This is a genomic window from Pseudomonas sp. LBUM1646, from assembly GCF_059716165.1.
Genome location: NZ_CP166810.1, coordinates 5,951,414 through 5,975,775, shown reverse-complemented (window position 1 = coordinate 5,975,775; position 24,362 = coordinate 5,951,414). Strand labels below are relative to the sequence as shown.

Below are 24,362 nucleotides of genomic sequence, written 5' to 3'. Positions count from 1 at the left end.
ATGACGGGATCAGCGGTGATTGTGCTGGACGGTAACCAGTGATCGTTCCCATGCTCCGCGTGGGAATGCCCCATTGGACGCTCTGCGTCCGCTTCGGCATGTGACGCGGAGCGTCACGGGCTGCATTCCCACGCAGAGCGTGGGAACGATCAACAGGCGCCGCAGGATTTCAGTCGAACATGAAGAGCGCATCATTGCTGAACTGCGCCTCAAACCGGCTCGCCGGCATCGGCCGGCCGAACAGGTACCCCTGAACCTCATCGCAACCGTGCTCACGCAGGAAGTCGAGTTGCTCGTGGGTTTCCACGCCCTCGGCGATCACCGCCAGATTGAGGCTATGGGCCATGGCGATGATCGCCCGGGCAATCTGCGCATCCTGCTCACCCGACGGCAGGCCATCGACAAAGGTGCGGTCGATTTTCAGCACGTCGATCGGGAACTGCTTGAGGTAATTGAGCGATGAATAACCGGTGCCGAAGTCGTCGACCGCAATGCTCAGGCCAAGGTTTTTCAACCCGGCGAGAATCTGCATCGCTTCGCTGACTTCGCGCATCAGGATACTTTCGGTCAGCTCCAGCTCCAGGCACGCCGGCGGCAGGCCGGTTTCCTTGAGGATGGTGGCGATTCGCGTGCCGAGCTGGCCATCGGAGAACTGCCGCGCCGAGATATTCACCGAGACCTTCGGCACTCGCACCTTGGCCTGATGCCAGGTCTTGAGCTGGCGGCAGGCCTCGCTGATTACCCAGTCGCCGACGTCCACCACCAGACCGAGCTCTTCAAGCACCGGAATGAAATCCCCCGGCGGCACCAGCCCGCGACGTGGATGGCGCCAGCGCAGCAGCGCTTCGGCACCAGTAAGACGTTTGCCGTCACCGCTGAATTGCGGCTGGTAATACAGCACGAATTCGTTCTGTTCCAGGGCGTGGCGCAAGTCGCTTTCCAGCTCCAGACGCTCCAGGGCGCTGGCGTTCATGTCGGCCTGATAGAACTGGAAGTTGTTTTTGCCGCGCTCCTTGGCGTGGTACATCGCGGTGTCGGCGTTCTTCATCAACTGACTGAGTTCGTTGCCGTCCTGTGGGCTCAAGGCAATGCCGATACTGGCGGTGACGAAGAACTCGCGACCTTCCAGTACAAACGGTTTCACCAGGCTGGCGAGAATCTGCTCGGCCACGTGAATGGCCCGGTTCAGTGCCACTTCACGGTTGATCCGCGGTTGCAGTAGCAAGGTGAACTCATCGCCGCCCATGCGCGCCACGGTGTCGTCATCGTCGACGCAGCCCAGTAGCCGTGTGGCCATTTCCTTGAGCATGCGGTCGCCGGCGGCGTGGCCCAGGGAGTCGTTGATCGGTTTGAAACGGTCGAGGTCGAGGAACATCAGCACCACCCAGGACTTCTGGCGTTCTGCCGATTGCAGGGCGGTGTGCAGGCGATCCTGAAACAGCGTGCGGTTGGGCAGGTGGGTCAGGGCGTCGTAATAGGCCAGGCGGTGAATCCGCTGTTCACTGGCCTTGCGCTCGCTGATATCGCTGAAGAAGCACACGTAACTGGCGAGGTCGCCTTCATCGTCCAGCACCGCCGTGATACCGACCCACGCCGGGTAATGCTCGCCGTTGCGGCGCTTGAGCCAGACTTCGCCTTCCCAGGTGCTGTGCTGATGCAATTGCTTGAGCACATAACGCAGATGGGCTTCCTGCTGCTCATCGACAGTGAGCATGTTCGGCAACTGATCGAGGACCTGCGACACCGCATAACCGCTGACGCGACTGAACGCCTCGTTGGCCTGGACGATGTAACCGGCCGGGTCGGTGATCAGGATCGCCGAGGTCGAGTGTTCGAATACCGTGGCCGCCATGCGCAGGTCTTTCTCGGCGCGGCGCTGCTGGCTGATGTCGCGACCGACCCCGAGCACGCCTTCGAAGGCGCCATGCTCGTCCCACACCAGAACCAATCGCAGCTCGATCGGGATTTTGCGTCCGTCGGCCCGCAGGCAGTCGAACAGGAACAATTGGGTTTGTACCTGGCTGCGCAGCAACGCCAGTTGATCAGGTTTATCCAGGGCTTTGCTGACCCGATCCATCAAACCGTAGATGCCGCTCAGTTGCTGCGGATTGGCGATGGTCGATTGCCAGCCGTTCTGGAAAATCCAGTCGACGTCATACCCGAGCACGGCCTGCACCGACGGGCTGACGTAATTGAGCGAGAGCTTGTTGTCGGTGGAGAAAATCACGTCGCTGATGCTTTCGGCAAGCATGCGGTAGCGCTGCTCGCTGTCGCGCAGGGATTCGCTGGCCTCGATCTGTTCGGTGATGTCCTTGGCCACGCCGATGATCCGCGTGACCTGATCGTGCTTGTCCCGGGCCAGGGCCTGTTCGCGAATGTCGAAACGCCGCCACTTGCCGTCGCGATGCCGGAAACGCAGTTGGCATTGCAGCAATTGCGAATAACCGGCCTGGCGCTGGGTCTGGCGCGAGCGGTGGTAATAGTCGGCATCTTCGGGGTGCAGGAGGATTTCCCAAAAGTATTCGCCCATCTGGTGCAGCTCGGTGCGGTTGTAGCCCAGCGTCTGCCCCAGGTGGTGGTTGCTGAAGATCATCCGCTGGCTGATCACATCCTGCACGTACAGGTGATCCGGCACGGTGCGCACCACGTCCGACCAGAAACCTTCACGCTCCAGCAGCGACAGTTCGATCAGCTTGCGGCTGGTGATGTCGTTGATGCTCAAGATCACCGCTTTGTAGTCGTGCTGCTCTTCCGGCAGGCGCAGCACCAGCCACAGGTGCTGGTCGCGGCCGTTGTTGTCCTGAAGTTTGATTTCCAGTTCGAGTTGTTTCTGCTGGTTGAGCACGGCCTCCAGCATCTGGTTGCCGATCGCGGTGCTGTCCAGCGGGCTACCGTCGATCAGCAGCTTCCAGGCCTGGTCGCAGGAGTTGACGTTGAGCAGTTGCAGGGCGACCTGGTTAACCTCTGTGATGCGCAGCTCTTGCAGCAGTTGCTGGCGTTGCTCAGGGATTTGGAGCCAGGCTTTCAGTTGTTCGCTGCTGTTGAGCTGGGCCTTGTCGAAAAAGTTTTTCAGCCCGGACAGGTCGAGCACGCACAGCGCCACGCCGGTGCCTTCGAAAATGTCCTGATAGCGTCGACGCCCCTCATGCAACTGCCGCTGACGGCGGCGCATGCTCAACAGCGCGATCAGCGGCAGCAGGGAAAACGCCAGGCCGAGCAGGCATTTGCCGATGAACGCCGGCAGCAGTTGTTCGAGTACCTGTTGGCGGTCGAACAGCCCACGCAGTTGCCAGTCGCTGCTGCTCAGCGGCACGGTCAGCACACTGTTGGCCAGGTCATCCTCGCTCAGCGTGCCCTGTTTGACGGCGGGCAGGGCTTCATCGCGGCTGATGATTTGATGATTGACGCGGTTTTCCACCAGCCACAACGGGCGGATGCCGGCTTCGCCCTGTTTGGTCAGGGAGGAGAAAAACGTCGGGGTCAGGCGCAACGCCCAATAACCGCGACTGCTGCCGCTGGCCTGGTGCAGCAACAAGTGCACCACCGAGCCATCGTCGGCGTTACTGAAATAGTGGGCTTGCGATCGGCTGCGGCGTACCAGATCGCTCAGGTAATCGGCGTCCTGGCTGTCGGCGGCGCTGTCGCTGAGGATTTTGCCGGAGGGGCTGAGTAACGCCAGGCTGCGCAGGTCGGGCAGCGACTGCTGAAGCCGGCGCAGCAGCACTTGCTGTTCGTCGGCTGATTGCGGCTGCTCGACGATCGGTAGCAGATTAAGGGCGATCTGCGCGTTGAGCGCCATGTTCAGGCTGACTTGCGAGGCCAGGTCGGCGGTGTAGTCGATGGTGTACTGGCGTTGGTTTTTCTGGGTTTCGCTCAACTGATCCAGCAATTGCCAAAACAGCAGCGCGAGCAGCAATAGCACGAGTGTCGCCAGCGCGCCCTTCAGGGTTCCGCGCAGGGGGGAGCCGAGCGCGGCAGCCGGTGCACGGGAAGAAAGAGGCGGCGTGACATTAGGCAAACTGAAATCCTGCGGTTTGGCTGGACTGGCGCGACGTGCACTATAAGCCGGACGCCCGAAGGGCGGCTAGCATGCCTTGAGTTGTGGCGAAGTGCCAGCCCCTCACGGCTGGACTGCCACTTGTCATTCAGGTAGCTTTGCCGGTTACGCGGGAGCGTTCCAGCTCCTAGACTCAGGCTTTTCTCACGCGCACGTATTGATAACTATCAATCGCTGGCAGCGTGCAAGGCCTGGCCGGGCAACGCCTGCGCTCCAAATCATCTGTCACTGACCCAAGGTTCTCCATGGCTCAATACGTCTTCACCATGCATCGGCTGGGCAAAGTTGTTCCGCCGAAGCGGGAAATCCTGAAAAACATTTCGCTGTCGTTCTTCCCCGGCGCCAAGATCGGCGTACTCGGCCTCAACGGTTCGGGTAAGTCCACGCTGTTGAAAATCATGGCCGGCGTCGACACCGAGTTCGAGGGCGAAGCCCGTCCGATGCCGGACCTGAACATTGGCTATCTGCCGCAGGAACCGATCCTGGACCCGACCAAGACCGTGCGTGAAGTGGTCGAGGAAGCGGTCAGCGTGATCAAGAACGCCCAGGCGCGCCTGGACGAGGTCTACGCGGCTTACGCCGATGAAGACGCCGACTTCGACAAACTGGCCGCTGAACAGGCCAAGCTCGAAGCCATCCTGCAAGCCAGCGACGGTCACAACCTGGATCGCCAACTGGAAGTCGCCGCCGATGCGCTGCGTCTGCCGGCGTGGGATGCCAAGGTCGAATTCCTGTCCGGTGGTGAAAAGCGTCGTGTGGCCCTGTGCCGCCTGCTGCTGTCCGCCCCCGACATGCTGCTGCTCGACGAACCGACCAACCACTTGGACGCCGATTCCGTCGCCTGGCTGGAGCACTTCCTGCACGACTTCCCGGGCACCGTGGTCGCGATTACGCACGACCGTTACTTCCTGGACAACGTCGCTGGCTGGATCCTCGAACTCGACCGCGGCGCCGGTATCCCGTACGAGGGCAACTATTCGGGTTGGCTTGAAGCCAAGTCGGATCGTCTGGCTGCCGAATCCAAGCAGCAGTCGGCCCACGAAAAAGCCATGAAGGAAGAACTGGAGTGGGTGCGCAAAGGCGCCAAGGCCCGCCAGTCCAAATCCAAGGCTCGTCTGCAACGCTTCGAAGAAATGCAATCGCAGGAATTCCAGAAGCGCAGCGAAACCAACGAGATCTACATCCCGGCCGGTCCGCGCCTGGGTGACAAGGTCATCGAGTTCAAGAACGTCTCCAAGGGCTATGGCGATCGCGTGTTGATCGACAACCTGTCGTTCTCCATGCCTAAAGGCGCCATCGTTGGCGTGATCGGCGGTAACGGTGCCGGTAAATCCACGCTGTTCCGCATGCTGATGGGCAAGGAGCAACCGGATTCGGGCAGCATCGAAGTCGGCGAAACCGTGCAACTGGCGTGTGTTGACCAGAGCCGTGATGACCTGGATGGCAGTAAGACTGTGTTCCAGCAAATCTCCGACGGTTCCGATCAGATCCGCATCGGCAACTACGAGATCCCGTCGCGTACTTACGTCGGTCGCTTCAACTTCAAGGGCGGCGATCAGCAGAAGTTCGTCAAGGACCTGTCCGGTGGTGAGCGCGGTCGCTTGCACCTGGCCCTGACCTTGAAAGAGGGCGGCAACGTCCTGCTGCTCGACGAACCGTCCAACGACCTCGACGTTGAAACCCTGCGTTCCCTGGAAGAAGCGCTGCTGGACTTCCCGGGCGCCGCCATTGTGATCTCTCACGATCGGTGGTTCCTTGACCGCGTCGCGACTCACATCCTTGCGTACGAAGACGACTCGCAAGCGGTGTTCTTCGAAGGTAACTACTCCGAGTACGAAGCCGATCGCAAGAAACGCCTCGGCGAAGCGGCTGCCCAGCCGCACCGTGTACGGCACAAGAAACTGGCCTGATATCGGGTTGGCTGCATGAAAAAACGGAGCTTTTGGGGGCTCCGTTTTTTTATGGGTGTTGTTCAGGTAAATCGCGTCACTCGATATCGACGTTCAGCACCTCAATCACCAAATCCCCCGCCGGCCGCTTCCACAGCACCTCATCCCCGACCTGCGCCCCGAGCAACGCCCGCCCCAGCGGCGAACCCCAATTGATCAACCCACTGGCCGCCTCCGCCTGATCCTCACCCACCAACTGCACCCGTTGCTCGTTGCCCTGGTCATCGGCAAACGTTACCCAACCGCCAATCTGCACTTTGCCGGTCGAGGAGGCCGGAACAACCAGCTGAGCGCTTTGCAATCGCTGATTGAAATAGCGCCAGTCACGCTCAAGGTCAGCCTGGCGCTGTTTGTCGGCCAGTTCACCTTTGGCGCTTTGTTCATTGAGCAGGTTTTGCACCTCGGCGAGTTTCGCCTGAAGCTGAGCGAGCCCGGCCGGGGTGACGTAATTGGGCTGCGCGCTGACCTGCCGTTCTACTGGCTGGTCAGCTTGCGCGGCGGCGTTATCTTCATTGACGAAGGCACGACTCATGGTTTTCTCCCGTTATAGGGTTTGGGCCATGGTTGCAGGGTTTAAGTTTCGACGGATGTCTGTCAGCGACCTATTGCGAGCGAAAAGCCCGGGCTGCGTCCTGGTCTTTCTGTTGCTGCCAGGCGCGTTCGCGGTCGTCCCATTGGTGGCTGCGATAGTCCTCGCGGTCGCGGTTTTCCAGCATCGCCTGGCACTGGCGGAAGCCATCGCCCCAGCCCTCGGCGTATTGCTTGTCCTTGAGGTAGCGCGGCACGTTCTTGCGGAATTCACCGGTCATCGCCCCCGCGGCCTGGCGGCCACTGATGCAACCGTCATCGAAGCCATCGGCGAAAGCTGGCGGGTAACCCTTGGCGATCAGATCTTCGTGGGTCGACTGGCAACCCGCGCACAACAGCAGCAACCCCAACACACCCACGCAACGCCACATTTCAGACTCCCGGCCGTTCGACGGCCTATGTAGCAAGTCTAGAAGTCGATTCGTGAGTGGGGCGTGAAAGAAAGATCAAAAGATCGCAGCCTTCGGCAGCTCCTACAGGTGTGTGCGATCGAATGTAGAAGCTGCCGAAGGCTGCGATCTTTTGATCTAGTAGTGATACCACTTCACCTCAAGCATCACTTCATTCTCGGGCGAGGCGAGGTGGCTGAATTCGCGCTGGGCGCTTAGGCGCAGACCCAGGTTGCGCGACAATTCCCACTGCTGGTTCAGACTCACGCTACGGCGCACTTCGCCGTTGGTGAAGAAATCGCCCTTGGTTTCCAGGCTGAAGTTGCCCAGCGGGTTTTTCCACAACACGCCGCTGTTGAAACCGGCAGCCGGGGCCACGAACCCGGCGAAGTCGTTGTTGTGTTCGATGCGCACGGTGCCCAAGGCAAACCCGAGTACATCGTCGCCCAGTTGCCAGGTCCCGCCGGCGCCGCCATTGACGTGGCTGACCAGGGTTTCATCGTCATGCTTGCCCGGCACCCGCTCCAGGCCGCCGGTGACTTGCCACGACAGCGGCTGCAACAGCTCATTACGCGGCGTCAGCGAGCGAATGGTCGCCAAATCCAGTTGCTGCAATTGCCAGTGATTGCCTTCGTACTGACGCAGTTTCATCTGCAGGATTTCAATCTGCGCGCCCAGCGGGAAGCTCTCGGCATTGTCGTTGAGATCGTGATAGGCCATGCGCAAGCCGTACTCGCCGAAAGCCTTGTCGCCCCGGGTGCCGAGGCCGGCCTGCCAGGTGCGGGATTCGTGACCGTCTTCCGGCAAACCGGGGCGCGGGATGTCCAACTCTGGCGGCGGGTTCTGGTTGATGGCTCGCAACAGTTCGAAGCTGCGCTGGGCCCGTGCCGGGTCGCGTTCCTGACCATTGGCGCGGTAGCGTTCAAGGCGATAGGCCGCGTCGATGATCAGCGCCTGACGGTCCTTGGGTTGCGCCTTGAAGGCCGGGTCTTGCAGTTGTTTTTGATCGGCGCTGACTTTCAGCACCCAATCCTGTTCTTCACCGGTCAATGGCTCGGCGCGGCTCAGCAGTTCACGCTCGCGGGACGGGCGATATTCAATCGATTCCACCAAACCGGCCTCTTTCACGGCTTTGACGGTGTCGGTGGGGATCGCGGTCAGCGGGAATTGTTCGGTCAAGCGCAGGCTCGGCCGCGCCACTTGCAGCAGTTCCAGCAGGCGGTAGGAGCAGTTTTCGTCAAAGAAGAAATAGTCGAACTGGATCTGCTTGAGTTCCCAGACGTGCTCGACCATGCGCTCGGTTTCTGGCGGGGTCAGGTTCAGCCGGTATTCCCATAGGTCGCGGTTCTCCAGGCTCCGGTATTCGGACAGTTTTTCCTGATAAGGCACCAGCGCAAACAAACCGGGATAACCACCCATCAGACCTTTCCAGGCGTAGAGGATGCTGTTGTCCGAGCCTTCGATATACGCGCCGAAATTGATCGCGTAGCTGAGCAGCGCGGTCTGATCGCTTTGCACATTCGCCTGATCGATACGCAGCAGGGTATGGCCGAACATCGATGACGGGCTGTTCAGGTACGCCGCCGGGAAGATCATCACCGCACTGTGGGGCGCGACATCCTTGAACCATTGCTTGAATTCAGCGCAGTCCAGGGTTGGCAGGTCAGTCAGGTTCAGCTGTGCCTTCAGCCAGCGGGTGCGGGCCGGGTAGACGCATTGGGCATGTTTTTCACCCGTGCTGGCCGGGGCATACAGCGCTTTTACCGTCGCGGCCAGTTCTCGATCGGGATGTTCATTGCCGTCGGGGGCGAGGAAGAATTTCTGGTCGCTGACATAGCTGCGCCAGCCGCCGAGCTTGGCGGTTTCGTAATGGCCCAGGGAAATCCAGAAAGGGTCGTTGGCCAGTTGCTGCAAACGTTGATCGTCGATGTATGGCGCGGCGGACAGCGGGGCGCAGACACAGAGCGCCAGCCAGGCAAGGCGTTTGAGCATAGTGGGCAACTTAAGTCGAAAGAAACAAAGACCCAAAGAGGCGGATGCCATGTACCCGTAGGAGCTGTCGAGTGCAATGAGGCTGCGATCTTTCCCGGCTCACTTGAGTCTCAAGCGAAAGATCAAAAGATCGCAGCCTCGTTGCACTCGACAGCTCCTACAGTCGGTTGGCATTACCCAAAGAGGGCAGGTCCAAAAAACAAAAGCCGCTCCCCGAAAGGAGCGGCTGGGTTGAGCTTAAGCTTGAGTGGCGTACTTGGCCAGACGAGGATCGCTCTTCAGGACGGCCAGGGTGTTGGTATGCACGTCGTCAGCGGTCACGTCAGCCTTGCTGAAGATCTGCTGGAAGTGCTCGTGAGTCACAGCGGCGAAATGCGCACGGTCTTCCGGCGCCACGCCCAGTACCACGGCGTAAGTCGTCAGCGCTTCGCCCTGACCTTTAGCCATGTCTTCAGACAGCTCGTTCATCATGCCATTCATGGCAATCCAGGATTTGCCGCCATAGGTCAGCGACGCATTGGTCGAGCAACCGTTGGTGCCGGAAGTCATACCAAATGTTGCATTACCGGACGTGCCGTTGGTGGTGGATGCCAGGAAGTGAGCCGGGGTGCCACGCTGCCCTTCGAACAGCATGTTGCCCCAACCACAATCCGGGCCGCCTGGCGCTTGAGCCATGGCATTGAGGGATACAACGGTGAAGAGAGTACCGAGAAGAATCCGTTTCATAGCTTTGTTCTCTTTGTGTGCATACCAATGGACAAGGGGTTTGGCACCTCATTGGCGCCAGTGGGCCGGTTATTTAGTTCCAGCCGCGCAGTTTGGAGTTTAGGCACGTTCCAAGGGTTCCGTGATTTTTTGCAAAACATTCCTCGTAAAACATTGATTTGGCCCCGCCCCGCGTGGGGATAGCGGTTTGTCTATGCTTTGACTTGAGGCGCGCCTTGCCAGTCGGGTATGGCAGCGCCAGAATGCCGCTATCTGCCCCGCCTGATGTAAGGAAGCCCGATGCCTGATCCTGTTGCTGCCAGCTTGCGTCTAGCGCCCGAAGCGCTGACCCGTCCGTTTTCCGCTGAACAGTTCAGCTTCTCTACCACCAATGATCTGGAGCCTTTTCGCGGTGTGCTCGGCCAGGAACGTGCTGTTGAAGCGCTGCAATTCGGTGTGGCCATGCCACGCCCCGGTTACAACGTATTCGTCATGGGCGAGCCTGGCACTGGCCGGTTCTCGTTCGTCAAACGCTACCTGAAGGCCGAAGGCAAGCGCCTGCAGACCCCGGCGGACTGGGTCTACGTCAACAATTTCGATGAGCCCCGCGAACCCCGCGCCCTGGAATTGCCATCGGGCACTGCCGGTGCGTTCATCGGTGATGTCAACGGCTTGATCGACAACCTGGTAGCGACGTTTCCGGCGGTGTTCGAACACCCGTCCTACCAGCAGAAGAAAAGTGCGATCGACCGCGCCTTCAACCAACGCTACGACAAGGCGCTGGACATCATCGAGCGCCTGGCGCTGGAGAAGGAAGTCGCGCTGTACCGCGACGCCAGCAACATCGCCTTCACGCCGATGAGCGAAGGCAAGGCGCTGGACGAAGCGGAATTCGCGCAATTGCCGGAAGCGGATCGCGAGCGTTTTCACGAGGATATCTCGGGTCTGGAAGAGCGCCTGAATGAAGAACTCGCCAGCCTGCCGCAATGGAAACGCGAGTCCAGCAATCTGCTGCGCCAGCTCAACGAAGAAACCATCACCCTGGCCTTGCAGCCGTTGCTGTCGCCGTTGTCGGAGAAGTACGCCGAGAACGCGGCGGTGTGCGGCTACCTGCAAGCCATGCAGGTTTACCTGCTGAAAACCGTGGTCGAGCAATTGGTCGACGACAGCAAGGTCGATGCCGTTGCCCGCAAGATGCTCGAAGAGCAATACGCGCCGAGCCTGGTGGTCGGTCATTCGGCAAGCGGCGGTGCGCCGGTGGTGTTTGAGCCGCACCCGACTTACGAAAACCTGTTCGGCCGTATCGAATACAGCACCGATCAGGGTGCGCTCTACACGACTTATCGGCAGTTGCGACCGGGTGCGTTGCATCGGGCCAACGGCGGCTTCCTGATCCTGGAAGCGGAAAAAATGCTCAGCGAGCCGTTCGTGTGGGATGCGCTCAAGCGCGCCCTGCAATCGCGCAAACTGAAAATGGAATCGCCGCTCGGTGAACTGGGACGCCTGGCCACCGTAACCCTGACCCCGCAACACATTCCGTTGCAGGTCAAAGTCATCATCATCGGCGCCCGGCAGCTCTACTACACGCTGCAAGACCTCGATCCGGACTTCCAGGAGATGTTCCGCGTCCTGGTGGATTTCGACGAAGACATCCCGATGGTCGACGAGAGCCTGGAGCAGTTCGCCCAGTTGCTCAAAACCCGCACCTCCGAAGAAGGCATGGCGCCGCTGACGGCGGATGCGGTGGCACGTCTGGCGACCTACAGCGCGCGTCTGGCGGAACACCAGGGGCGCTTGTCGGCGCGCATTGGCGATCTGTTTCAACTGGTCAGCGAGGCGGACTTCATCCGTCATCTGGCCGGCGACGAGATGACGGATGCCGGGCACATCGAGCGTGCGCTGAAAGCCAAAGCGACTCGCACCGGTCGTGTGTCGGCGCGGATTCTCGACGACATGCTGGCGGGGATCATCCTGATTGACACCGACGGCGCGGCGGTCGGCAAGTGCAACGGGTTGACGGTGCTGGAGGTCGGTGACTCGGCGTTCGGTGTGCCGGCGCGGATTTCCGCCACGGTGTATCCGGGCGGCAGCGGCATTGTCGACATTGAGCGTGAGGTCAACCTCGGCCAGCCGATTCACTCCAAGGGCGTGATGATCCTGACCGGGTATCTGGGCAGTCGTTACGCTCAGGAATTCCCGCTGGCGATTTCGGCGAGCATCGCCCTGGAGCAGTCTTACGGTTACGTCGATGGCGACAGTGCGTCGTTGGGTGAGGCGTGCACGCTGATCTCGGCCTTGTCGAAAACCCCGCTCAAGCAGTGCTTTGCGATTACCGGTTCGATCAACCAGTTCGGTGAAGTGCAGGCGGTGGGCGGGGTCAACGAGAAGATCGAAGGCTTCTTCCGCCTCTGCGAAGCCCGTGGGCTGACTGGTGAGCAGGGGGCGATCATTCCTCAGGCCAACGTCGCGACGCTGATGCTTGATGAAAAAGTGCTGTCGGCGGTGCGTGCGGGGCAGTTCCATGTCTACGCCGTGCGTCAGGCTGACGAGGCGCTGAGCCTGTTGGTGGGCGAGCCTGCCGGTGCGCCGGACGAGAACGGTGAATTCCCGGAAGGCAGCGTTAATGCGCGGGTAGTGGAGCGCCTGCGAGTGATCGCGGAAATGATCAGCGAAGAAGATCTCAAGGAAGCCGAGAAGGAAATCGCACTGGAAGCGTTGGTCGAAGCCAAACCGGCTTAACCCACCATGATCATTCCCACGCTCCGCGTGGGAATGCCTCCTGTGACGCTCTGCGTCTCGCCTTTAAAGGGACGCGGAGCATCCCGGGCTGCATTCCCACGCAGAGCGTGGGAACGATCAGTGCCATCAGTCTGACGTCAATATTCACACAATGACCGCTCGGCGCCTTCTGGTCTCGCATTGCTTGCGAAGCGAACTTTTCTTCTATTCTCAGCTCAAGGATAAGGACAGTAATCACTGGATCGAAACAGCCTTCCCATGATGGCTGAATACCGGATCTATCGAGGGTCGCCGCCATGTCGCGCAACCTCTGCCTCACCCGTCAATGCCTGGGTCTTGTGACCCGTATCGAGTGCGCTATCCGCCCATTGGCGGGAGATACGGGCATGTGGACCTTACTCTTCGCCGCCGGAATGGCAGGCGAACAACCTTCGGCCATCAAGGCTCAAGGCCCTTTCCATGGCCCATTCGTGGCTGAATCGATCCTCGACACGATTGTTGAAAGCCTGACCCTGCATGGCTACGAGCTGGCCGATGATCCGCAAATCTGGAGCCTGCACCTGCAAGCCCAGCTGCGGGAAATCAATGGTGGCCGCGTTCGAAGCCTGGGTGGCTTCGAGTTTCGCCCTGATCACTGAGTCGGGTTGGGCAGCTCGGTTTTGTCGAGTTTGACCTCGAAGCCGTATTGCACGGTGGCGAGGTCGGTCCGCTGGTAGGTTTCCAGTCGCGTCGGCTGGCCATAGAAGTAATGCACGCCAAATAGCGCGGGCCCTTCTGCGCTCGCGTCATGACTGACCGAAAGAATCTCTTTCAGATAATTGCCGCTGTCGTCCTTGGCGAAAAAGCGCCAGTCCTGGGCGGGAAACAGCTTCAGATCGACCACTAGCGCGTTGCCCTTGAGTTCCAGGCCCTTGGGCAGTTGGTGCACGTCGAGGTTTTTCTGTTCGACGGTGGCCAGGAACAGCGGCATCGAACCCACGGCGAAGGCGGGTGTTTCCGGAAACAGGTTCAAATCGTAAGTGATGGTGCCGCGCAATGGATCGACCTGGTAGGCCTCGGGCGGCAGTTCGATCGGTTCATCACGCTTGCCGTTATCGCCTGCGGTAAAAAACGTTACCGGGCTATCGCCAGGGCTGAAGGACGTGCCGAGCAGTTCGTCGTTGAAGCCGCGCGGATGGTCGAACTCGATGCGCGCCGCGCTGGGGTCATCCACCGATTGCGTGATGTTGACGCTCTTTTTCAGTTGTTCTTCCCCGAGTGTCGCGCCTTTGAGCCAGATCGGCGCCTGGTCGTCGTACACCACCACCGGCAGGCTCAGCGGCTGGATGGTCTTCTCGGTGGTGTTGTGATCAAAGCGGCGGACCGGCAGGTCCAGATCCTTGCGGGTCACGGTGGCGGTGGAAAAGTCCAGCACGCTGACTTCGAGCGTCTCGATCGGGCCGTTGAAATACACCTTGGTGTAATGCCGGGTCTGCTGCTTCTCGAACGCTCGCTGGTCTTCATCCAGTTGTTTTTCGAACGGCTCACTCCAGGCTTTCTGCTGTTGCATCTGCGCCAGTTGTTTTTGATAGAAGGCGATTTGCGTCGCGGTTTCGTTGATCGAACCCGAGCGGGAGAGAAATTGCCCGGTGCTGTCCCTGGCCTGCACGATCAGCGGGTTGAGCGGCGTCTCGCTGACTGCGGGGGCCATTGGCAGGCTGTTGGTGAATTCGACTTCGGCGTAGTTGGTCGCCAGGCTCAGCAGGGTGACGCTGAGGTTGTCGTTGGTGCGCGTCTGGCCGACGTCCTTCTTGGTCAGGTCAAAACTGTACAGCCGCCGAGGGGCAATGACTTCGACCTTGCCTTGCAGGCTCACCGGTTGCGGCTGGTTTTTGTTTTCCACGTCCAGGCCGTCGATGAACGGGTAAGTCACCGTCAGGTCATCGGGGTTGGTCAGGTTCGAGCTGGAAGGGCTCAACTGAATGCCGGGATCGGTTTCCGACCATTCCGGCTGGAACGGGATGACGCGCTTGTTGCTCAGGGTCACCGATTGCCATTCCAGGCCGTGGGGAAAGAGGAAGGCTGCCGGTATGCTGAAATTGAAGGGAAACACCGGTTGCAGGTCGGTCAGGTAGTCGGAGCTGGAATCCTTGTGCAGTACAAACAGGCCGTTGATGTAGGTATCCACCAGCGCCTGGGGCGTGGGGTAGTGCTTGAGCACCGCCAGGGCGTCTTCGCTGTACTCGGTTTGCAGCGGTTTGCTGTCGAGCTTGAGCTGCGCCCGTTCGAGCAACAGCAGCGAGCCGCCCAGCTCGGCAACGGCGTCCTTGAGTTTCGGGTCCTGAATGGCATCCAGGGACTTTTCGAACTGCGCGGTTTTTTCTTCGAGGCTGACCTGGCGCTTCTCATCGCTGGGTGAACACCCGCCGAGCAGCAACGCGAGGCAAAGTCCGGCACTGGTTAAAGGCAATCGCACATCCATTTCCTGTCTTCCTGTCCGGTGTCGCTGAACTGTCAATGGTTTGGACACTAGCAGAAAAACTTTGTCACACACGCGCAGGTTACGGATTTTCGGGTGGTTTCTGGGTGTTACAGGCGACTGATATACTCGCCGCCATTTACCAGCCCTTGTGTGAGATTCAATGGAACGCTTTATCGAAAATGCAATGTACGCCTCCCGCTGGCTGCTGGCGCCGATCTACTTTGGTTTGTCCCTGGGCTTGCTGGCGCTGGCGCTGAAGTTCTTCCAGGAAGTCTTTCATGTCATTCCCAACGTCTTCTCGATGGCGGAATCGGACCTGATCCTGGTGCTGCTGTCGCTGATCGACATGGCCCTGGTGGGCGGCCTGCTGGTGATGGTGATGATCTCCGGTTACGAGAACTTCGTGTCCGAACTGGACATCGATGAGGACAAAGAGAAGCTCCACTGGCTGGGCACCATGGATTCATCTTCGCTGAAGATGAAAGTGGCGGCCTCGATCGTGGCGATTTCGTCGATCCACCTGTTGCGCATCTTCATGGACGCCAAAAACGTCGATCCCGAGCATTTGAAGTGGTATGTGATCATCCACATGACCTTCGTGATCTCGGCGTTTGCGATGGGGTATCTGGATAAGCTGACCAAGCACTGACGTCGAATCGAGCCTGTCCAGACCGCCGCACTTTCCCCCGGAGAGTGCGGCGTTCTTTTGCCTGGTTACATGCAGCCGGACATCATGATCGTGCCGGTGGAGTAGCAGGGGGTTTTGGGCTTTATCAGTTTCACGGCGAACGGGTATGAAATGGCCTCGACGTCCGCGCGGAAGTACCCCTCGATCACCGCTGGCTTGCCGTAGAAGTACGTCACTTGAAACAGGTTGTCCCCATGAGCGGACTTTCGGTGCGCTTGCTCGTGCATCACCTTGAGGTAACGCCCGCTCTCGTCTTTGGCGGCTACGTGCCATTCATATTGGTTGAACGCCTGCTCATCCAGAATCACCGCATTACCCTGCACACTCATGCCCTTGGGTAACGCGCTGACCGGGTACTGGTTTTTTTCCACGATCGGGTGCGCGAGCTTCATGGTTCCGCTGGCGTAGGCCGGTGCTTCGTGGAGATAGAAGTCCGGGAGGTTGTAGCTGATTCTCGCCTTGTCCAATTCGGCTTTGTAGGCATAGGGGCTGACGTCAATGACCTCTCCGCGCCGGCCATCAGTACCCTGCGTGTAGAACGTGACGGGGGCGTCCATTTTCGGGTTGCCGTAGGTCCAATTGATCGCGGTCTGTGCACGGAACACGATCCTTGCGAGCCGATTGCTGACGATTTCCTGATCCACAACCACCGTTTTCAGCAGTTGCTCTGCGGTCATGTTGTAGCCGCTCAGTTTTGCTTCTGCCTTGAGGTCATGGATGACCACAGGGCTGGGCATGGCTTGCAGGGCGCTGCCGACCACAAACGATGAAAAGTCGTAGATCGGCACCGTCAGGGTCTTTTGCACTGTCAGGGCATCGGAAAAGTCCATGGCGGTAACGCTGATGTTTTTCACGTCGCCGAAGAAGTATTGCGTGCGGTACTGCACCTGCGAGGTTCTTTTGAATGCGGTCAGTTGTTCTTGCTGCTGCTGGGCCAGTTGTTCACTGAATGTCTTCTGCTTGAGCAGGGTATCGAGCTGCTCTTTGTACAGCCGGGCTTCATCATCCCCCAAAAAAACTTCGCCACGAGGCTTGAGGAATTTTCCGGTGGTGTCCTGGGCCTGAATGAGGAGCGCAGATACATTCCTGTCGGCTATTTCGTGGGTCAACGGTGCCCGATTACGCAGTTCGACTTCGGCAGAGTGGTCGCCCACGCTCAACAGCGTGACGGTCAAATTGCCGATGCTACGACTGACGCCAACCTCTTTTCTGGAAAAGTTGAATTGCGCGACGTTGCCAGGAACCAGCACCGAGACCTCGCCATTGAGCGTGATGGGCAGAGGCCGAATCCGCTTGTTGATCATCTGACCGTTTTTCTGCGGGTAGACCAACAGAAGCTCGTCGGAGTACTTGTCCTTCGACAGTGCCAGCGGTTTATCTTGCGCGGGTGGCTCGAAGCGGGCCTCGACGACTTGACCATCGTCCAGGGTGGCCGATGTCCAGGACACCTGAAGAGGAAACGGCAGCCCGGCAAACTCATCTGGATCGGCCGATGATTTCGGTCGCAACTCGACGATGGGGTTGTCGCCAAAGACTCTGCGCTCATAGAGCAGACTCTCGAGCCAGTGATTGGTCAGGGCCTTGGGGTCGGCACTTTCTTTAAGCAGGACCGCGTGGTCCAGGGTGTAGGCAGGGTCCTCTGGAAATTGGGCGATCCACAATTCGGATTTCCTCTTCTCCATCATGGCGGCCGATTTGGCCCGGATGGCATCTCTCAGTCTGGCGTCATTGATCCAGACCAATTGCTTTTCGAGCGCCTCGTAATAGGCGGCGACCCGCTCTTTCTCTGTGGGCGCCATCCAGTACGCAGTGCCCAGTGCTACGCCAATCGACAGTGCGACCAGCCACAGGCCAGCGCGCCGGAACTTGCGTACAAACGCGGAGATAGAATCGATGCGGAAATGAAAGTCCATTTAAAAATATCCGTAGAAGCGAAGGGTGATTCAAAAATCAGCCGGCGACACTACCAGAAATGAGTGGGCTTGATCCTGCATTCTCCCAAGGCAGCATTGCGCAACAGGTGCCGGCGAGTCGGCGCGAAAAGCGACCGCCTGTCGAGCGGTTGCTGCGCACGACTTGTGCTTTACGGCGTCGAGGCATATGCCTGTAAGGGTCTTGGTCCGCCACTGCTTGAGGTGCGCTCATGAACCTGCAAGAGCTCAATGCCTACGCCATCGCCGGGAAGATCGATGAGCTGAACCTGATTTCGCTGGAAGGCGGGATCTATCTGCTGGAAGCGCGGATGCATGGGGCGGCTTATCCACTGAACGATACCCATGGCCAGTCGTTTCATCTGCGCTCGGTCGAGCATGCCCGTGAAGTCCTGCACGCTTTCCCCAAGCTGCAATTCAACCTGGTGCACACCTCGGTGCATGACGAAATGTGCGGGCTCGGTGCCATCGAGGAGGAAACCCTGAAGGTGCCGATCGCCTTCCGTTCAACCTGGCAGAGCTGACGCCCCCTGATCAATGCCACGGCTTCTGTGCTAGTCTGCTCGCCCTTTTGGTTCCGGGCGCTCCGGGATGCGCTGTGTCCGCACGGCAAGTTCCAGGGCCGTCCGCACAGCGGAGCAGTGTCATGTCCGAAGTAAATCTGTCCACCGACGAAACCCGCGTCAGCTACGGTATCGGCCGTCAGTTGGGCGACCAACTGCGCGACAACCCGCCACCGGGCGTTAACCTGGATTCGATCCTGGCTGGCCTGACCGACGCATTCGCCGGCAAGCCGAGCCGTGTGGGTCAGGAAGAAATGTCCGCCAGTTTCAAAGTGATCCGCGAGATCATGCAAGCCGAAGCAGCTGCCAAAGCTGAAGCCGCTGCTGGCGAAGGCCTGGCCTTCCTGGCTGAAAACGCCAAGCGCGATGGCATCACCACCCTGGCTTCCGGCCTGCAATTCGAAGTACTGACTCAAGGTGAAGGCGCCAAGCCATCCCGTGAAGATCAAGTGCGCACTCACTACCACGGCACCCTGATCGACGGCACTGTGTTCGACAGCTCCTACGAGCGCGGCGAGCCTGCAGAATTCCCGGTTGGCGGCGTGATCGCTGGCTGGACCGAAGCCCTGCAACTGATGAATGCCGGCAGCAAATGGCGTCTGTACGTGCCGAGCGAACTGGCTTACGGTGCTCAAGGCGTTGGCAGCATTCCGCCGCACAGCGTACTGGTGTTCGACGTCGAGCTGCTCGACGTTCTGTAAGACCAGGCTCGATATTACGTCGGGCTAATGTGGGAGCGAGCTTGCTCGCGATAGCGGCATAACAGTCGACAGTAATGTTGAATGCTAGCCAGTCATCGCGAGCAAGCTCGCTCCCACAGTTTTTTACGGTGTTTCATACTTCGATCTTATGGTGCAGTTCATGCGACGGGCGCAATGCCCGGGCATAGCAGAACAGAAACAGATTGCGCACCAGTTCCTTGAGCACCACCGGCTCGCTGGAACTCAAGCCGCTGACGTCCAGATCACCTTGATCTTGCAGTTCGTTCAAGGCTTCTTCTTCAAGCACCGCACAGACTTCCCCGGTTTCCCGATGCAGGATCCTGAGGTAAGGGTGTGGGCGGTCCAGCCAGGCATCGATCAAATAAGTCATGGTTCTCATCTCCATTGATTGGTTTCAATGAGAATAATTCTTATTCATCAAATAGCAAGGGCCTATTGGCAGTTTGTGTTTTTTTCAGGGTAAAGGTTGCGTAAGGTCAAAACGGCTGGCGTTTGGCTACTGCGAGGGATTGCGGGGTGAAGCGGGGGAGGGTGCAGCACCATCCCACGCAGGGCGTGGGATGGAAGACAGCAGGTTCAGACTTTTCTGACGAACTCGGATTTGAGCTTCATCGGGCCGATGCCGTCGATCTTGCAGTCGATGTCGTGATCGCCATCGCACAGGCGGATGTTCTTGACCTTGGTGCCGACCTTGACCACCAGGGACGTGCCCTTGACCTTGAGGTCCTTGATCACGGTGATGGTGTCGCCGTCCTGCAGGACGTTGCCCACCGAATCCTTCTTCACGGTGTCATCGGACGCCACTTCAGCTTCACCGCTGGCGGACCACTCGTGGGCGCACTCTGGGCAGATCAGCTGTGCGCCGTCTTCGTAGGTGTATTCGGAATTGCATTTCGGGCAGGGTGGCAACGTGCTCACTAAGGCTCCTTGGATTGAGGATCGCTAAAAGTCGCACATTATATAGGGTTTTGTCGGAGGAGGGAGCTGACAGCAAAAGATCGCAGCTTTCGGCAGCGCCTGCAGGGTTTTGTGTACACCCGTAGGAGCTGCCGAAGGCTGCGATCTTTTGATCTTGCTTTGAATATCAGTGCGTGCGAGCTACCGCAAACTCGCTCAACTCCACCAGCGCATCGCGATATTCGCTGGCTGGCAGGGCGTCGAGGCACTTGATCGCGCGAGCCACATAATCACGGGCCAGTTGCGCGGTGTACTCCAGCGAACCGGAAGCTTCAACGGCCTCACGGATGCTTTCCAGGTCTTCGATGCCACCTTTCTGGATCGCCTGGCGTACCAGGGCCGCCTGTTCCGGGGTGCCTTCGCGCATGGTGTAGATCAGTGGCAGGGTCGGCTTGCCTTCGGCCAGATCGTCACCGACGTTCTTGCCCAGGGTTTCCGCATCACCTTTGTAATCCAGCAGGTCGTCGACTAATTGGAAGGCTACGCCCAGGTGGTCGCCAAACGTGCGCAACGCCTCGCGCTGTTCCGGCGTGGCTTCGCACAAGGCGGCGGCGCTGTGGGTCGAGGCCTCGAAGAGCATCGCAGTCTTGCCGCGAATGACCTCCATGTAGACTTCTTCGGTCGTGCTGGCGTCCCGGACCTTCGACAACTGCAACACTTCGCCTTCGGCAATGATCCGCGTGGCCTGCGAAAGGATCTTCATCACCGGCATGGAGCCCAGTTCGACCATCATTTCGAAGGAGCGCGAATACAGGAAGTCGCCCACCAGCACGCTTGGCGCGTTGCCCCACATGGCGTTGGCGGTCGAGCGGCCACGGCGCATGCCGGACATGTCGACTACGTCGTCATGCAGCAGAGTGGCGGTGTGCAGGAACTCGATGGTGGCGGCCAGCAGGCGCAGGTCATCGCCTTCGCGACCCAAGGCCTTGCCACACAGCAACACTAATAGAGGGCGCAGGCGTTTACCGCCGGCCGAGGTAATGTAGTCGCCGATTTTCGATACCAGCGGCACTCGGGAAGTCAGCTGCTTCTTGATGATGCCGTCGACGGCACTAAAATCGTCCGCCACCGCGCGGTAGAAAGCTTGGGGTTGCATCAGCGACAGTTGCTCCAGAAGGGTTGCGCGGCATGCTAGGACCCACGTCCGGACCTGTCAAGGCGCGATGGACGGCCTCTTGCATCGCTCGGGTAGCTTGCGTACAATCGCGCACCCTGAACTTCCTGGGCAGCACCTGCCTTACGCAATTGCAATCAGGCCTTCCAGCCCAATGCAGCCATGCCAGCCAATACCTCTTCTTATAAAGAGCTGGGTGAGCAGGATTATCGGAGAAATACCATGTCGTACGCAGTAATTGTTACTGGTGGCAAGCAATACAAGGTCGCCCCAGGTGAATACCTGAAGATCGAAAAACTGGAAATCGCTACCGGCGAATCCGTTACTTTTGATCGCGTTCTGTTGGTCGCCAATGGCGATGACGTGAACATCGGCGCTCCAGTTGTTGCAGGCGCTACCGTTGTGGCTGAAGTGATCTCCCAAGGTCGTCACGATAAAGTCCGCATCATCAAGTTCCGTCGTCGTAAGCACCACATGAAGCGTATGGGCCACCGCCAGTGGTACACCGAGATCAAAATCACCGGTATTCAGGCTTAATTTCAGCCTAATTCCTCACTAGGAGAATTGACTCATGGCACACAAAAAAGCTGGTGGTAGTACCCGTAACGGTCGCGACTCAGAAGCCAAACGCCTTGGCGTTAAGATGTATGGCGGCCAGGTTATCATTCCGGGCAACATCATCGTGCGTCAGCGCGGCACCCAATTCCACGCCGGTTACGGTGTTGGCATGGGTAAAGATCACACTCTGTTCGCTAAAATCGACGGCGTGATCAAGTTCGAAGTAAAAGGCGCTTTCAATCGCCGTTACGTAAGCATTGTTCCGAAGACTGCAGTCGTCGCGGCATAATTACGTAGATGCTGGAAAAGCCCTGTCTCGCGACGGGGCTTTTTCGTTTGTGGGGTGAGTCTCTTGCAAAGCTGTTTGTGATGGGCTCCAGCGCTGGATTTGCGGTCGTTGATTGAGGTCGCTGCGCTCATTTTTGCAAGAGTCTTATGTCTTGGTTTTTTCGGCTCGTCCGTATGGCGAGAGGCGTTGTGTTATGAAGTTTGTTGATGAAGTATCGATTCGAGTAAAGGCCGGTGACGGCGGTAACGGTTGCATGAGCTTCCGTCGCGAAAAATTCATTGAAAACGGTGGCCCGAACGGCGGTGATGGTGGTGATGGTGGCTCGGTCTACATGATCGCCGACGAAAACCTCAACACCCTGGTGGACTACCGTTACACCCGGCACTTCGATGCCGAGCGCGGTTCCAACGGCGGCAGCACCGACTGCACCGGCAAGAAAGGTGAAGAGCTGGTCCTGCGCGTTCCAGTGGGCACGACCGTTATCGACTCCGCTACCCAGGAAGTTATTGGCGACCTGACCAAGGCTGGCCAGCGTCTGCTGGTGGCGCATGGCGGCTGGCACGGTCTGGGCAACACCCGTTTCAAATCCAGTACCAACCGTGCTCCACGCCAGACCACTCCGGGTAAGCCGGGCGAGGCGCGTGACCTGAAACTGGAAATGAAAGTGTTGGCTGACGTCGGTCTGCTGGGCTTGCCGAACGCTGGTAAAAGTACCTTTATCCGCTCCGTTTCGGCCGCCAAGCCGAAAGTTGCTGACTACCCGTTCACCACGCTGGTGCCGAACCTGGGTGTGGTCAGCGTTGATCGCTGGAAAAGCTTCGTGGTCGCGGACATCCCGGGTCTGATCGAAGGCGCTTCCGACGGCGCGGGCCTGGGGATTCGTTTCCTCAAGCACTTGTCGCGTACCCGCTTGCTGCTGCACCTCGTGGACATGGCGCCGCTCGATGACGCCAGCGCCCCGGATGCTGCTGAAGTGATCGTCAGTGAACTGACCAAGTTCAGCCCGTCCCTGGCTGAGCGTGATCGTTGGTTGGTGCTGAACAAGTGCGACCAGATCCTTGAAGAAGAGCACGAAGAGCGCGTCAAGGAGATCGTTGATCGCCTGGAATGGACCGGTCCGGTCTACGTGATCTCGGCCATCTCCAAGCTCGGTACCGAGCGTCTGTGTCACGACATCATGCGTTATATGGAAGACCGTGCCGATCGCCTGGCGAACGACCCGGTCTACAAGGAAGAGCTGGCCGAACTCGATCAGCGCATCGAAGACGAAGCCCGTGCTCAGCTGCAGGCCCTGGATGACCAGCGTGCCCTGCGCCGTAGCGGCGTGAAGTCGGTCCATGACATCGGCGACGATGATTGGGATGAAGAAGATGTGGATGACGAAGACGGTCCGGAAATCATTTACGTGCGTGACTGATCCGTTGCGATAAACTTAAGCGCCGCTCAATCGAGCGGCGTTTTAGTATCTGGAATTCGGTAGTCACGAATAACGTTACGGGCAGCGCTGGGTCGCGCTGTCCTCAAACTAAGGTTGAAGATGATGCGGAGCAAGGTGACAGGTGCGCAGCGTTGGGTCGTGAAGATCGGCAGCGCTTTGCTGACGGCGGACGGCAAGGGCCTGGATCGCGCGGCAATGGGGGTCTGGGTTGAACAGATGGTGGCCTTGCATGAGGCGGGCGTCGAGCTGGTGCTGGTGTCCTCCGGGGCAGTGGCGGCCGGCATGAGCCGTCTGGGCTGGACCGTACGACCCAGCGCGATGCACGAATTGCAGGCGGCTGCTGCCATCGGTCAGATGGGCTTGGTGCAGGCCTGGGAGTCGAGCTTTGCCGAGCATGGCCGGCATACCGCGCAGATTCTCCTGACCCACGACGACCTGTCTGACCGCAAGCGCTACCTGAACGCCCGCAGTACCTTGCGCGCGCTGGTCGAGCTCAAGGTTATCCCGGTGATCAACGAAAACGACACCGTGGTCACTGACGAAATCCGTTTCGGCGACAACGATACGCTGGCGGCGCTGGTGGCCAACCTGGTCGAAGCTGACTTGCTGGTGATCCTCACCGATCGCGATGGCATGTTCGACGCGGATCCGCGTAATAACCCCGACGCTAACCTGATTTACGAAGCCCGCGCTGATGATCCGGCGCTGGATGCCGTCGCCGGTGGTACCGGTGGTGCGCTAGGGCGTGGCGGAATGCAGACCAAGTTGCGTGCTGCGCGGCTGGCGGCGCGTTCCGGGGCGCACACCATCATCGTCGGCGGGCGCCTGGAGCGCGTGCTGGATCGCCTCAGGGCTGGCGAGCGCATCGGCACCTTGCTGTCGCCTGAGCGCGGCATGCTGGCGGCGCGTAAGCAATGGCTGGCCGGGCATCTGCAAACCCGTGGCACCCTCGTGTTGGATGCCGGCGCTGTGACGGCGTTGTCCAAAGGCAATAAAAGTTTGCTGCCGGTCGGCGTCAAATTGGTTCAGGGCAGCTTCCGTCGAGGCGAAATGGTGGTTTGCGTGGCGCCGGATGGTCGAGAAATCGCCCGTGGCCTGGCCAATTACAGCGCTCTGGAAGCACAAAAAATCATCGGTCAGTCGTCTGAGGCGATTGTCGGTCTGTTGGGTTACATGGCGGAACCGGAACTGGTTCACCGCGATAACCTGATCCTGGTCTGAA

At 59.2% G+C, this 24,362-nt stretch carries 20 protein-coding genes; 10 read left to right on the top strand and 10 right to left on the bottom strand.

The features are described from left to right. Window positions 1–169: 169 nt before the first annotated feature. A complete protein-coding gene (locus ACA071_RS27260) occupies window positions 170–4,018 on the bottom strand; it encodes a sensor domain-containing protein (RefSeq protein WP_497641905.1) in 3,849 nt (1,282 codons plus the stop codon). Window positions 4,019–4,302: 284 nt separating this feature from the next. Here ACA071_RS27260 and ettA point away from each other — a divergent pair, with 284 nt between their 5' ends. Next, on the top strand, window positions 4,303–5,967 hold the full coding sequence (gene ettA, locus ACA071_RS27255) for an energy-dependent translational throttle protein EttA (RefSeq protein ID WP_497641904.1): 1,665 nt from the start codon (window positions 4,303–4,305) through the stop codon (window positions 5,965–5,967). 76 nt (window positions 5,968–6,043) lie between these two features. On the opposite strand, the gene ACA071_RS27250 is transcribed toward ettA, so the two are convergent. The 4 genes from ACA071_RS27250 to ACA071_RS27235 form a co-directional block, all read right to left on the bottom strand. Beyond that, a complete protein-coding gene (locus ACA071_RS27250) occupies window positions 6,044–6,538 on the bottom strand; it encodes a GreA/GreB family elongation factor (protein ID WP_497641903.1) in 495 nt (164 codons plus the stop codon). A gap of 70 nt (window positions 6,539–6,608) precedes the next feature. After that, window positions 6,609–6,965 (bottom strand): hypothetical protein, encoded by a 357-nt coding sequence (locus tag ACA071_RS27245; RefSeq protein ID WP_497641902.1) that lies wholly within the window; start codon window positions 6,963–6,965, stop codon window positions 6,609–6,611. A 156-nt stretch (window positions 6,966–7,121) separates the two neighbouring features. Continuing rightward, complete coding sequence (locus ACA071_RS27240; RefSeq protein ID WP_497641901.1) at window positions 7,122–8,975, bottom strand: Lnb N-terminal periplasmic domain-containing protein; 1,854 nt, start codon at window positions 8,973–8,975, stop codon at window positions 7,122–7,124. 237 nt (window positions 8,976–9,212) lie between these two features. Then, window positions 9,213–9,701: a DUF3015 domain-containing protein gene (locus ACA071_RS27235; RefSeq protein WP_218537511.1), complete on the bottom strand. Its 489-nt coding sequence runs from the start codon at window positions 9,699–9,701 to the stop codon at window positions 9,213–9,215. A 279-nt stretch (window positions 9,702–9,980) separates the two neighbouring features. On the opposite strand from ACA071_RS27235, the gene ACA071_RS27230 reads away from it, so the two are divergent. Beyond that, window positions 9,981–12,419 carry a Lon protease family protein gene (locus ACA071_RS27230; RefSeq protein ID WP_497641900.1) on the top strand — a complete coding sequence of 813 codons (2,439 nt, stop codon included), beginning with the start codon at window positions 9,981–9,983 and terminating at the stop codon, window positions 12,417–12,419. A gap of 296 nt (window positions 12,420–12,715) precedes the next feature. Continuing rightward, window positions 12,716–13,057, top strand: coding sequence for a PA4575 family protein (locus ACA071_RS27225; protein WP_133837671.1), 342 nt, complete (start codon window positions 12,716–12,718; stop codon window positions 13,055–13,057). Here the strand turns inward: ACA071_RS27225 and ACA071_RS27220 are convergent. Beyond that, window positions 13,051–14,880 carry a hypothetical protein gene (locus ACA071_RS27220; protein WP_497641899.1) on the bottom strand — a complete coding sequence of 610 codons (1,830 nt, stop codon included), beginning with the start codon at window positions 14,878–14,880 and terminating at the stop codon, window positions 13,051–13,053. The genes ACA071_RS27225 and ACA071_RS27220 overlap by 7 nt on opposite strands. Before the next feature lie 160 nt (window positions 14,881–15,040). Here ACA071_RS27220 and ACA071_RS27215 point away from each other — a divergent pair, with 160 nt between their 5' ends. Further along, entirely contained in the window at window positions 15,041–15,529 is a 489-nt protein-coding gene (locus ACA071_RS27215; protein ID WP_169372997.1) for a TIGR00645 family protein, read from the top strand. 65 nt (window positions 15,530–15,594) lie between these two features. Here ACA071_RS27215 and ACA071_RS27210 read toward each other — a convergent pair whose 3' ends face one another. After that, complete coding sequence (locus tag ACA071_RS27210) at window positions 15,595–17,481, bottom strand: hypothetical protein (RefSeq protein WP_497641898.1); 1,887 nt, start codon at window positions 17,479–17,481, stop codon at window positions 15,595–15,597. 230 nt (window positions 17,482–17,711) lie between these two features. Between ACA071_RS27210 and ACA071_RS27205 the strand changes: the two genes are divergently transcribed. Both ACA071_RS27205 and bamJ read left to right on the top strand, forming a co-directional pair. After that, window positions 17,712–18,023, top strand: coding sequence for a DUF6482 family protein (locus tag ACA071_RS27205; protein ID WP_463258515.1), 312 nt, complete (start codon window positions 17,712–17,714; stop codon window positions 18,021–18,023). A 122-nt stretch (window positions 18,024–18,145) separates the two neighbouring features. Continuing rightward, window positions 18,146–18,763, top strand: a complete 618-nt coding sequence (gene bamJ, locus ACA071_RS27200; RefSeq protein WP_169373000.1) for a BamJ family beta-barrel-assembly machinery protein — start codon at window positions 18,146–18,148, stop codon at window positions 18,761–18,763. Between the two features lie 133 nt (window positions 18,764–18,896). Here the strand turns inward: bamJ and ACA071_RS27195 are convergent, their stop codons facing one another. From ACA071_RS27195 to ACA071_RS27185, 3 genes are all read right to left on the bottom strand, one after another. After that, on the bottom strand, window positions 18,897–19,154 hold the full coding sequence (locus tag ACA071_RS27195; RefSeq protein ID WP_497641897.1) for a PA4570 family protein: 258 nt from the start codon (window positions 19,152–19,154) through the stop codon (window positions 18,897–18,899). A gap of 206 nt (window positions 19,155–19,360) precedes the next feature. Next, a complete protein-coding gene (locus tag ACA071_RS27190) occupies window positions 19,361–19,702 on the bottom strand; it encodes a zinc ribbon domain-containing protein YjdM (protein WP_007901863.1) in 342 nt (113 codons plus the stop codon). A 166-nt stretch (window positions 19,703–19,868) separates the two neighbouring features. Next, window positions 19,869–20,837, bottom strand: coding sequence for a polyprenyl synthetase family protein (locus tag ACA071_RS27185; protein ID WP_497641896.1), 969 nt, complete (start codon window positions 20,835–20,837; stop codon window positions 19,869–19,871). Between the two features lie 240 nt (window positions 20,838–21,077). Here ACA071_RS27185 and rplU point away from each other — a divergent pair, with 240 nt between their 5' ends. From rplU to proB, 4 genes are all read left to right on the top strand, one after another. Continuing rightward, the gene (gene rplU / locus ACA071_RS27180; protein WP_003176051.1) at window positions 21,078–21,392 is read left to right on the top strand and encodes a 50S ribosomal protein L21; all 315 of its coding nucleotides are present in this window, start codon (window positions 21,078–21,080) and stop codon (window positions 21,390–21,392) included. A 34-nt stretch (window positions 21,393–21,426) separates the two neighbouring features. Next, window positions 21,427–21,702, top strand: a complete 276-nt coding sequence (gene rpmA, locus ACA071_RS27175; RefSeq protein WP_046048788.1) for a 50S ribosomal protein L27 — start codon at window positions 21,427–21,429, stop codon at window positions 21,700–21,702. 193 nt (window positions 21,703–21,895) lie between these two features. After that, window positions 21,896–23,119, top strand: coding sequence for an Obg family GTPase CgtA (gene cgtA, locus ACA071_RS27170; RefSeq protein ID WP_489264347.1), 1,224 nt, complete (start codon window positions 21,896–21,898; stop codon window positions 23,117–23,119). A gap of 123 nt (window positions 23,120–23,242) precedes the next feature. Continuing rightward, a complete protein-coding gene (gene proB / locus ACA071_RS27165) occupies window positions 23,243–24,361 on the top strand; it encodes a glutamate 5-kinase (protein WP_497645395.1) in 1,119 nt (372 codons plus the stop codon). Window position 24,362: the final 1 nt, after the last annotated feature.